Annotated in this window: 10 protein-coding genes and 1 tRNA gene; 10 read left to right on the top strand and 1 reads right to left on the bottom strand. The window is 61.2% G+C overall.

The window, feature by feature from the left end; translation table 11 throughout:
- Positions 1–44 precede the first annotated feature (44 nt).
- Positions 45–1,220, top strand: coding sequence for an elongation factor Tu (gene tuf, locus E2A64_RS12465; RefSeq protein ID WP_133284799.1), 1,176 nt, complete (start codon positions 45–47; stop codon positions 1,218–1,220).
- A gap of 276 nt (positions 1,221–1,496) precedes the next feature.
- Positions 1,497–2,390: an NAD-dependent epimerase/dehydratase family protein gene (locus tag E2A64_RS12470; RefSeq protein ID WP_133284800.1), complete on the top strand. Its 894-nt coding sequence runs from the start codon at positions 1,497–1,499 to the stop codon at positions 2,388–2,390.
- Between the two features lie 64 nt (positions 2,391–2,454).
- On the opposite strand, the gene E2A64_RS12475 is transcribed toward E2A64_RS12470, so the two are convergent.
- The gene (locus E2A64_RS12475; RefSeq protein WP_133284801.1) at positions 2,455–2,745 is read right to left on the bottom strand and encodes a hypothetical protein; all 291 of its coding nucleotides are present in this window, start codon (positions 2,743–2,745) and stop codon (positions 2,455–2,457) included.
- A gap of 335 nt (positions 2,746–3,080) precedes the next feature.
- On the opposite strand from E2A64_RS12475, the gene E2A64_RS12480 reads away from it, so the two are divergent.
- The 8 genes from E2A64_RS12480 (at position 3,081) to rpoB (ending at position 11,057) form a co-directional block, all read left to right on the top strand.
- Positions 3,081–3,156: transfer RNA gene (locus E2A64_RS12480), tRNA-Trp, on the top strand.
- 215 nt (positions 3,157–3,371) lie between these two features.
- Positions 3,372–3,572 (top strand): preprotein translocase subunit SecE, encoded by a 201-nt coding sequence (gene secE / locus E2A64_RS12485; protein ID WP_133284802.1) that lies wholly within the window; start codon positions 3,372–3,374, stop codon positions 3,570–3,572.
- 15 nt (positions 3,573–3,587) lie between these two features.
- On the top strand, positions 3,588–4,118 hold the full coding sequence (gene nusG, locus E2A64_RS12490; RefSeq protein WP_133284803.1) for a transcription termination/antitermination protein NusG: 531 nt from the start codon (positions 3,588–3,590) through the stop codon (positions 4,116–4,118).
- Between the two features lie 188 nt (positions 4,119–4,306).
- The gene (gene rplK / locus E2A64_RS12495) at positions 4,307–4,735 is read left to right on the top strand and encodes a 50S ribosomal protein L11 (protein ID WP_133284804.1); all 429 of its coding nucleotides are present in this window, start codon (positions 4,307–4,309) and stop codon (positions 4,733–4,735) included.
- 4 nt (positions 4,736–4,739) lie between these two features.
- Entirely contained in the window at positions 4,740–5,438 is a 699-nt protein-coding gene (gene rplA, locus E2A64_RS12500) for a 50S ribosomal protein L1 (protein WP_133284805.1), read from the top strand.
- Positions 5,439–5,775: 337 nt separating this feature from the next.
- Entirely contained in the window at positions 5,776–6,294 is a 519-nt protein-coding gene (gene rplJ, locus E2A64_RS12505; protein WP_133284806.1) for a 50S ribosomal protein L10, read from the top strand.
- Positions 6,295–6,354: 60 nt separating this feature from the next.
- Positions 6,355–6,729, top strand: coding sequence for a 50S ribosomal protein L7/L12 (gene rplL / locus E2A64_RS12510; RefSeq protein WP_133284807.1), 375 nt, complete (start codon positions 6,355–6,357; stop codon positions 6,727–6,729).
- 185 nt (positions 6,730–6,914) lie between these two features.
- Positions 6,915–11,057, top strand: a complete 4,143-nt coding sequence (gene rpoB / locus E2A64_RS12515; protein ID WP_133284808.1) for a DNA-directed RNA polymerase subunit beta — start codon at positions 6,915–6,917, stop codon at positions 11,055–11,057.
- Positions 11,058–11,138: the final 81 nt, after the last annotated feature.

The raw sequence follows: 11,138 nt of genomic DNA on the forward strand, positions 1-11,138 counted from the left end.
CCGGTCCGAAGCAAACCTTTCAAAGCCCGTTAAGGATCTAGGATATGGCAAAAGGCAAGTTTGAGCGGAACAAGCCGCACGTAAACATCGGCACGATCGGTCACGTTGACCACGGCAAGACGTCGCTGACCGCTGCGATCACGAAGTACTTCGGTGACTTCAAGGCTTACGACCAGATCGACGCCGCTCCCGAAGAGAAGGCACGCGGCATCACCATCTCGACGGCGCACGTCGAGTATGAGACGGACGCACGTCACTATGCGCACGTCGACTGCCCGGGCCACGCCGACTACGTCAAGAACATGATCACGGGTGCTGCCCAGATGGACGGCGCGATCCTGGTGGTTTCGGCTGCCGACGGCCCGATGCCGCAGACCCGCGAGCACATCCTGCTCGCTCGTCAGGTCGGCGTTCCGGCCATCGTGGTCTTCCTCAACAAGGTCGACCAGGTCGACGACGAGGAACTGCTCGAGCTGGTCGAGATGGAAGTGCGCGAGCTGCTTTCGTCCTACGACTTCCCGGGCGACGACATTCCGATCGTCAAGGGTTCGGCTCTGGTCGCGCTCAACGACGGCGACAAGGCCCAGGGCGAAGACGCGATCCGCAAGCTGATGGCCGAAGTCGACGCCTACATCCCGACGCCTGAGCGTCCGGTTGACCAGCCGTTCCTGATGCCGATCGAAGACGTGTTCTCGATCTCGGGTCGCGGCACGGTCGTGACCGGTCGCGTCGAGCGCGGCATCGTCAATGTCGGCGACGAAATCGAAATCGTGGGTATCCGCGACACCAAGAAGACGACCTGCACGGGCGTCGAGATGTTCCGCAAGCTTCTCGACCAGGGTCAGGCCGGCGACAATATCGGCGCGCTGCTGCGCGGCGTTGAGCGCGAAGGCGTTGAGCGCGGCCAGGTTCTGTGCAAGCCGGGTTCGGTGAAGCCGCACACGAAGTTCAAGGCCGAAGCCTACATCCTGACGAAGGAAGAAGGCGGCCGTCACACGCCGTTCTTCACGAACTACCGTCCGCAGTTCTACTTCCGTACGACTGACGTGACCGGTATCGTGACGCTTCCGGAAGGCACCGAGATGGTCATGCCGGGCGACAACGTCACCGTCGACGTCGCGCTCATCGTGCCGATCGCCATGGAAGAGAAGCTCCGCTTCGCTATCCGTGAAGGTGGCCGCACCGTCGGCGCCGGCATCGTCGCTTCGATCATTGAATAATGATCGATAGCGTCGTGGCGAAAGCGCCGACGCACTTGAAACAACTGAAAACGCGCCGCGAGGCGCGTTTTCTTTTGGCGGGGCCGGCGTCGTCGCTTCGATCATTGCGAAATCTTTCCGCTCATGCGGCGTGATGAAGGCCCTGCCGGCGACGGCGGGGCCTTTTCCTTTGGGGCGGGAAGTCCGAGGCATATTAACCGGAGAGTTGTCGGCTTGAGCGGTTTTCAATTTCCGGCAAGCGCCTATAGTCCGCCCTCGCGAAACAGGGAGAAGACCATGGGAAAGCGCATTCTCTTCACGGGCGGTTCGGGCAAGGCGGGGCGGCACGTGGTGCCGTATCTCATCGATGCCGGGCACGAGGTCCACAATATCGATCTGGTCCCCCTCGATCATCCCGGAGTGACCAATCTGAAGGCCGACATCACCGATTCCGGACAGATGTTCAACGCCTTGACCATGCACACGGATTTTGCCGATCTCGAGCATGGCAAGGGCGTGCAGCCGTTTGATGCGGTCGTGCATTTCGCCGCCATCCCGCGCATCCTCATCGAGCCGGACAACGTCACCTTCCAGGCCAATACCGCAGGCACCTACAACGTGATCGAAGCCGCGGTGAAGCTCGGCATAAGGAAGGTGATCATCGCGTCCAGCGAAACGACCTACGGGATCTGTTTCGCCGAAGGTCATCGCGATCCGCACTATCTGCCGTTCGACGAGGAGTATGACGTCAATCCGATGGATTCCTACGGTCTGTCGAAGGTCTGCAACGAAAAGACCGCGCGGGCCTTCGCCGAGCGCACCGGCGCCGATGTCTATGCGCTCAGGATCGGCAATGTGATCGAGCCGCACGAATACGGCATGTTCAAGGATTTCGTCGCCAGGCCCGAAACGCGGCTTCGCAATGCCTGGTCCTATATCGACGCCCGCGATCTCGGCCAGATCGTCGATCTGTGTCTGAAGAAGGATGGACTCGGTTTCGAGGTGTTCAATGCGGTCAACGACACGGTGACGGCCAATGAGAGCGTTCAGGAACTCGCCCGGCGGTTCTTCCCCGGCGTGGAGTTCAAATATGACGTGGATCCCAATTCAGGGCTGATCTCCAACCGGAAGATCCGCGAGGTGCTTGGCTTTAAGGAGAAGCATGACTGGCGGAACTACGTGGAGGTCTGAGCGCAAAAGAAACGCGGCCCCCGGGGAAGGGGCCGCGTGACTGGAGGTCATAGCCTAAGTCGGCTTATTCGGCAGGAGCCGGAGCGGCCGGAGCAGCATCGTCAGCCGGGGCAGCCGGTGCGGCGTCCTCAGCCGGAGCGGCCGGGGCGCTGTCCATGGTCGTCGCCGGAGCCGATTCCTCGGTCTGGGTGGCCGGTGCCGTCGTCAGGCCGTCATTCGTCGGGGCGGTCGACGAGAAGTACCAGATGCCCAGAGCGGCGAGGGCTGCAACGAAGATGCCGAAGATCCAAGCCCCGGTCGAGGAACCCGAATCGGTGGTGGCAACATAGGTGTCACGTTCATGAATGTCGGCCATAGCGTCTCTCCTTTATGGTCGTCGTTATCGTTTCGATGGGAGCAAAACGGGCAAGCATGCGAGTCGGTTCCGCGCCGGCCACGAAATTGCATCACAACATTCGGGTTTCCGTAACTCTCCGTGAGGTAAGGCGCGGTACGCGTGGATCTGGGCGAGGCGAGGCGGATGCGCCCGCACATTATAAATACAGGGCGCCGCTAATGGCATGCGAACGGCTTCTCGCCGGGCGTCGCGCACGCCCGGCATGCAAAAGCGCAAGTCGGGCTCAAACAGGGCTTGATCTTTTACGGATCGTGAGGCACATGGGGGCCGCAAATGCGGCAGGCCGCATGCACAGGGGTATAGCTCAGTTGGTAGAGCGGCGGTCTCCAAAACCGCAGGTCGCGGGTTCAAGCCCTGCTGCCCCTGCCATTTATTCCACGATCGTGACGATCGCGGACGAAGCCTGATCTTCTGCATGTCCTCCGCACGCTACAACCGGGTGGCGGGCCGCATTGGCGCATGAACCAAAAAGTCTACATTGCCTCTTGTGAATCAGGGGCGGGGGTTATATGTAGGCGCAATCAGACACGCGGTGCGTGGGGCTGGACGGCCAGCTTTACGCGCCGTAAAAGCGTGGACAGACAATGGCATCCAAGACAAATCCGTTCTCGTTTCTGCAGCAGGTGCGAGCCGAAACGTCGAAAGTGACGTGGCCCAGCCGGCGCGAGACGATGATCTCTACCCTCATGGTTTTCGTGATGGTTTTCGTGGCCGCTATCTTCTTCTTTGCGGCTGACCAGCTGATGGGCTGGGTGATCGGTCTGATCTTGAATGTCGGCGCCTGATCGCGGGGAAATGAAATGACTGCACGCTGGTACATTGTGCATGCCTACTCGAACTTCGAGAAGAAGGTAGCAGAATCAATCGAGGAAAAGGCTCGCCAGAAGGGCTTGAGCCATCTTTTCGAGAAGATTCTCGTGCCGACCGAGAAGGTTGTCGAGATGCGCCGTGGGCGCAAGGTGGATGCCGAACGGAAATTCTTCCCGGGTTACGTGCTCGTGCGCGCCGACCTGACGGACGAGGCTTTCCACCTCATCAAGAATACGCCGAAGGTGACCGGGTTCCTCGGTTCGGATTCCAAGCCGGTTCCGATTCCCGATTCCGAAGCCGAGCGCATCCTCACCCAGGTCCAGGAAGGTGTCGAGCGGCCCAAGCCCTCCATCTCCTTCGAGATCGGCGAACAGATCCGGGTCTCCGATGGCCCATTCGCCTCGTTCAACGGGGTGGTTCAGGAAGTCGACGAGGAGCGTTCGCGCCTCAAGGTGGAAGTGTCGATCTTCGGTCGCGCGACGCCGGTCGAGCTGGAATACGGTCAGGTCGAGAAGGTCTGATCTGTCGGGTCCGGCGGTTTTCCTCGCGAAAGCCGCTTCGGGCCCGCCGGCGTGTTTGCGGTTCCCGATCGCATCATTGACCGGCATCTCCCGCGTGGGAGGGAAGGTGGAGCTAGCCGTTCCGCATGTTCCGAACCACGCAACCGCAGCCGCCGGGTTCTCCGGCACAATGAAAGGCAGAGAGTAATATGGCTAAGAAAGTTGCAGGCCAGCTCAAGCTGCAGGTCCCGTCGGGATCGGCGAATCCTTCGCCGCCCATCGGTCCGGCGCTTGGTCAGCGTGGCATCAACATCATGGAATTCTGCAAGGCGTTCAATGCCGCCACGCAGGAGATGGAAAAGGGAATGCCGATTCCCTGCGTCATCACCTACTACCAGGACAAGTCCTTCACCTTCCAGATGAAGCAGCCCCCGGTCAGCTTCTTCCTGAAGAAGGCCGCGAAGCTGAAGTCCGGTTCGAAGGCTCCCGGCAAGGATGTTGCCGGTTCGGTCAGCCGCGCCCAGGTGCGCGAGATCGCAGAAGCCAAGATGAAGGACCTCAACGCAGCTGACGTTGAAGGCGCAATGGCCATGGTCGAGGGCTCCGCCCGTTCGATGGGCCTGGAAGTCAGGGGTTAAGGTCATGGCGAAGGTAGCAAAGCGCATTCAGAAGGGCCGCGACGGTATCGATCGCGAAAAGCTCTACCCGATCACCGAGGCCGTCAGCCTCGTCAAGGATCGCGCCTCGGCCAAGTTCGACGAAACCGTCGAAGTTGCCATGAATCTCGGCGTCGATCCGCGCCATGCGGACCAGATGGTCCGCGGCGTGGTCAACCTGCCGAACGGCACCGGCCGCTCCGTCCGCGTGGCGGTGTTCGCCCGTGGCGACAAGGCTGACGAAGCCAAGGCCGCAGGCGCAGACGTCGTCGGCGCCGAAGAGCTGGTGGAAGTCGTCCAGGGCGGCACGATCGATTTCGATCGCTGCATCGCGACCCCGGACATGATGCCGCTCGTCGGTCGTCTCGGCAAGGTTCTCGGCCCGCGCGGCATGATGCCGAACCCGAAGGTCGGCACCGTGACCATGGACATCAAGGCAGCTGTCGAAGCCTCCAAGGGCGGTGCTGTCGAGTTCCGCGTCGAGAAGGCCGGTATCGTTCATGCCGGTATCGGCAAGGCTTCGTTCACGCAGGAAGCGCTGGAAGAAAACATCCGCGCCTTCACCGATGCCGTGATCAAGGCAAAGCCGACCGGCGCGAAGGGCAACTACCTCAAGCGCATCGCGATCTCCTCGACCATGGGTCCGGGTGTCAAGATCGACGTCGCCACCGTCAACGCTGGTTGATGTGAAGAATTAGAAACCGGTCGCAAGCGTCCGGTTTCTTTCCAGTTTCCGGCCTTCTGGCCGGAAATGTCCGGGTCAAACCGGGCACCCTGTCCGAGATTGCGGGTGGTTCGCCTTAATCACCAAGGCCCGCATGAGACGGGTGAGAACCGATTTCGGGATGTATCATCCCGCTTCCGGTTCGAACCGTGATGCCTTGTGCCGCCAACTTCCGCGAGGAAGCCGGTGCGAGGGGACAGGATCCTCAAGCGTCGCTTGCGGTTCCTCGTGAGCCTCTAGCGGCAGAAGGCAAACCCGGCAGGGGGTGGCAACATCGCCTGCCAATTGGAGAAACGCAGTGGATAGAGCGGAAAAGCGCGAATTCGTCACGGATCTGAACGGAGTCTTCCAGGCTTCCGGCGCAGTTGTCGTGGCCCACTACACCGGTCTGACGGTTGCGCAGATGAACGATCTTCGTTCGAAGATGCGCGTTGCCGGCGGCACGGTGAAGGTCGCGAAGAACCGCCTTGCCAAAATCGCTCTCCAGGGCACGGAGTCGGAAGGGATGTCGGACCTGTTCACAGGTCAGACGCTCATCGCTTACAGCGAAGATCCCATTACCGCTCCGAAGATCGCCGTCGAATTCGCCAAGGGCAATGACAAGCTTGTCATCCTCGGCGGTGCGATGGCTGCCACCGCGCTCGATGCGGAAGGTGTCAAGGCTCTCGCCTCGCTGCCTTCGCTCGACGAACTGCGCGCGAAGATTGTCGGAATGGTTCAGACCCCGGCAACCCGTATCGCACAGGTCGTCAACGCCCCCGCGGGTGGCGTTGCGCGCGTTATCGGCGCTTATGCCCGGAAGAACGAAGCCGCATAGTCGGATCTTCGCTGCATAAAACCAAACAAACGGTTCGTACCGAAACAAAGGAAGTAGACAATGGCTGATCTCGCCAAAATCGTGGAAGACCTTTCCAACCTCACCGTCCTGGAAGCCGCTGAGCTTTCGAAGATGCTCGAAGAAAAGTGGGGCGTCTCCGCCGCTGCTCCGGTTGCTGTTGCCGCCGCTGCCGGTGGTGCTGCCGCTGAAGCCGCTGAAGAGAAGACCGAATTCGACGTCATCCTGGCCGACGCCGGCGCCAACAAGATCAACGTGATCAAGGAAGTCCGTTCGATCACCGGTCTGGGCCTCAAGGAAGCCAAGGACCTCGTCGAAGGCGCTCCGAAGCCGATCAAGGAAGCCATCTCGAAGGGCGAAGCTGAAGAGCTCAAGAAGAAGCTCGAAGAAGCCGGTGCCAAGGTCGAACTCAAGTAAGAGTTCGTCACGACATACCCGGGTGGCGGTGTTCGCCGCCATCCGGGCCTATCGAAACCATTACCCAAGGCCGGATTTCCGTCCTTGGGTAATGGGTTCCTTGGGAACCCCTTAGAAAGGCGGCGCCGACTGGCCAGCGGCAGCCGTCACTCGCAGGCCCGGATGCATGACAACAAGGAGCGACGATGGCTCAGACCCATACTTTCAATGGTCGTAGGCGCGTACGCAAGTTTTTCGGAAAAATTCCTGAAGTGGCGGAGATGCCGAACCTCATCGAGGTTCAGAAGGCGTCTTACGACCAGTTCCTGATGGTGGACGAGCCCGAGGGCGGGCGCGCCGACGAGGGACTGCAGGCAGTCTTCAAGTCGGTTTTTCCGATCAGTGACTTCTCGGGCGCCGCAACGCTCGATTTCGTGTCTTATGAATTCGAAGCGCCGAAGTTCGACGTCGATGAATGCCGTCAGCGCGATCTCACCTATGCTGCCCCGCTCAAGGTGACGCTGCGACTCATCGTGTTCGATATCGATGAAGACACCGGCGCGAAGTCGATCAAGGACATCAAGGAACAGAACGTCTACATGGGCGATATGCCGCTCATGACCGACAACGGTACGTTCATCGTCAACGGCACCGAGCGCGTCATCGTTTCGCAGATGCACCGTTCGCCGGGCGTGTTCTTCGACCACGACAAGGGCAAGAGCCACTCGTCGGGCAAGCTGCTGTTCGCCGCTCGCGTGATCCCGTATCGCGGTTCCTGGCTCGACATCGAGTTCGACGCCAAGGACATCGTCCATGCGCGTATCGACCGTCGCCGCAAGATCCCGTCGACGTCGCTGCTGATGGCACTCGGCATGGATGCCGAGGAAATCCTCTCGACCTTCTACACGTCCTCGACCTATGTCCGTGACGGCGAGAACTGGCGCATCCCGTTCAACCCGGAAGCACTCAAGGGTTCGAAGGCCGTCACCGACCTGGTCGACGCCGACACCGGCGAAGTGGTCGTGGAAGCGGGCAAGAAGCTCACACCGCGTCTCCTGAAGGTCATGGCCGAGAAGGGCCTCAAGGCCATCAAAGCGACCGATGACGATCTGTACGGCGCCTATCTGGCCGAGGACATCGTCAACCCGGCAACCGGCGAGATCTATCTCGAAGCCGGTGACGAGCTCGACGAGAAGACGCTTCCGGTTCTGCTGGAAGCCGGCTACGACGAAGTGCCGATCCTCGACATCGACCACATCAACGTGGGTGCCTATATCCGCAACACCCTGGCCGCCGACAAGAACGAAGGCCGCCAGGATGCGCTGTTCGACATCTACCGCGTGATGCGTCCGGGCGAGCCGCCCACAATGGAATCGGCGGAAGCCATGTTCCAGTCGCTGTTCTTCGATCCCGAGCGCTACGACCTTTCGGCCGTCGGTCGCGTGAAGATGAACATGCGCCTCGACCTCGACGTCGAGGACACCGTGCGCGTTCTGCGCAAGGAAGACATCGTGGAAGTGGTCAAGACCCTCGTCGCGCTGCGTGACGGCAAGGGCGAGATCGACGACATCGACAACCTCGGCAACCGCCGCGTGCGTTCGGTCGGCGAGCTGATGGAAAATCAGTACCGCCTCGGCCTTCTGCGCATGGAGCGCGCGATCAAGGAACGCATGTCCTCGATCGAGATCGACACCGTGATGCCGCAGGACCTGATCAATGCGAAGCCGGCTGCCGCCGCGGTTCGCGAGTTCTTCGGTTCCTCGCAGCTCTCGCAGTTCATGGACCAGGTGAACCCGCTCTCCGAGATCACCCACAAGCGCCGTCTTTCGGCACTTGGACCGGGCGGTCTGACGCGTGAGCGCGCCGGCTTCGAAGTCCGCGACGTGCACCCGACCCATTACGGCCGTATCTGCCCGATCGAAACGCCGGAAGGCCCGAACATCGGTCTGATCAACTCGCTGGCCACCTTCGCTCGCGTCAACAAGTACGGCTTCATCGAAAGCCCGTACCGCCGCGTCAAGGAAGGCAAGGTCACCGACGAGGTGATCTACCTTTCGGCCATGGAGCAGGCAAAGTATCGTGCCGCGCAGGCGAACGCCGAAATCGACGAAAACGGCATGCTGACCGCTGAATTCGTGGTCTGCCGTCATGCCGGTGAAGTGGAAATGGCGCCTCGCGACCAGATCGACCTGATGGACGTTTCGCCCAAGCAGATCGTTTCGGTTGCTGCGGCACTCATCCCGTTCCTGGAAAACGACGACGCCAACCGCGCTCTCATGGGCTCGAACATGCAGCGTCAGGCCGTGCCGCTCCTGCGTGCCGAAGCCCCGTTCGTGGGCACCGGCATGGAGCCGGTCGTGGCGCGCGATTCCGGCGCCGCGATCGCTGCCCGCCGTGGTGGTGTGGTCGACCAGGTGGATGCGACCCGTATCGTTATCCGCGCAACGGAAGATCTCTCGGCCTCCAAGTCGGGCGTCGACATCTACCGGCTGCAGAAGTTCCAGCGTTCGAACCAGAACACCTGCGTCAACCAGCGTCCGCTGGTGACCGTCGGTGACCGGGTCAACAAGGGCGACATCCTTGCCGACGGTCCGTCGACCGAACTCGGCGATCTGGCGCTCGGCCGGAACGTGCTCGTCGCGTTCATGCCGTGGAACGGTTACAACTACGAGGACTCGATCCTGCTCTCCGAACGGATTGTCTCGGACGACGTCTTCACCTCGATTCACATCGACGAATTCGAGGTGATGGCCCGCGACACCAAGCTCGGACCGGAAGAGATCACCCGCGATATTCCGAACGTGTCGGAAGAGGCGCTGCGTAACCTCGACGAGGCCGGCATCGTCTATATCGGCGCCGAGGTCCAGCCGGGCGACATTCTCGTCGGCAAGATCACGCCGAAGGGTGAAAGCCCGATGACGCCGGAAGAGAAGCTTCTGCGCGCCATCTTCGGCGAGAAGGCTTCGGACGTCCGTGACACCTCCATGCGCATGCCGCCCGGCACCTACGGTACCGTCGTGGAAGTTCGCGTCTTCAACCGCCACGGCGTGGAGAAGGACGAACGCGCAATGGCCATCGAGCGCGAGGAAATCGAGCGCCTGGCCAAGGACCGTGACGACGAGCAGGCCATTCTCGACCGTAACACCTACGGCCGTCTGTCCGACATGCTTGCCGGAAATGCCGCGATTGCAGGTCCGAAGGGCTTCAAGAAGGGCACCGAGCTGACGTCGGAAGCGATTGCTGACTATCCGCGGTCGCAGTGGTGGACGTTCGCCGTCGAGGACGAGAAGCTGCAGGGCGAAATCGAAGCGCTGCGCGCCCAGTACGACGATTCCAAGAAGCTGCTCGAGCAGCGCTTCATGGACAAGGTCGAGAAGGTCCAGCGTGGCGACGAGCTTCCGCCTGGCGTGATGAAGACGGTCAAGGTCTTCGTCGCCGTCAAGCGCAAGATCCAGCCGGGCGACAAGATGGCCGGCCGTCACGGCAACAAGGGTGTGGTTTCCCGCATCCTGCCTTGCGAAGACATGCCGTTCCTCGAAGACGGAACCCATGCCGACATCGTGCTCAACCCGCTGGGCGTGCCCTCGCGCATGAACGTCGGGCAGATCCTCGAAACCCATCTCGGCTGGGCTTGCGCCGGCATGGGCAAGAAGATCGGCAAGATGCTGGAAGCCTACCAGGAAAACGGTGACATCAAGCCGCTGCGCGAGACCATCGACGGCGTCTACGGCACCGGTCCGAAGGGCGACCCGATGGACAAGTACGACGACGAGTCGGTTGTCCGTCTGGCCGAGCAGGCAACCCGTGGCGTCTCCATCGCAACGCCGGTCTTCGACGGTGCCGTGGAAGCCGACGTCAACGAGATGCTCGAAAGGGCAGGTCTGAAGGTGTCGGGTCAGTCGACGCTGTACGACGGACGTACCGGCGAGGAGTTCGACCGGCAGGTGACCGTGGGCTACATCTACATGCTCAAGCTCAACCACCTGGTCGACGACAAGATCCACGCCCGTTCGATCGGTCCGTACTCGCTCGTCACCCAGCAGCCGCTCGGTGGCAAGGCGCAGTTCGGCGGCCAGCGCTTCGGCGAAATGGAGGTCTGGGCACTCGAAGCTTACGGTGCAGCCTACACGCTGCAGGAAATGCTCACGGTCAAGTCGGACGACGTGGCCGGCCGTACAAAGGTCTACGAGGCGATCGTCCGTGGGGACGACACCTTCGAGGCGGGCATTCCGGAAAGCTTCAACGTTCTCGTCAAGGAAATGCGGTCGCTGGGCCTCAACGTCGAACTTGAAACCTTCAAGGACGACGGTGCCGAGGAAGCCGACCAGCTTCCGGACGCGGCGGAATAACAAAGGGCAGGGCGGTCATCATGGATGGCCGCCCGTCCGTCCCTCTCCCGGCGGTTGCTTGGGCAAGGGACATCAATTCCG

Origin of the sequence: Pseudohoeflea suaedae (assembly GCF_004354915.1) — a bacterium.
In the GTDB taxonomy this organism is placed as follows: domain Bacteria; phylum Pseudomonadota; class Alphaproteobacteria; order Rhizobiales; family Rhizobiaceae; genus Pseudohoeflea; species Pseudohoeflea suaedae.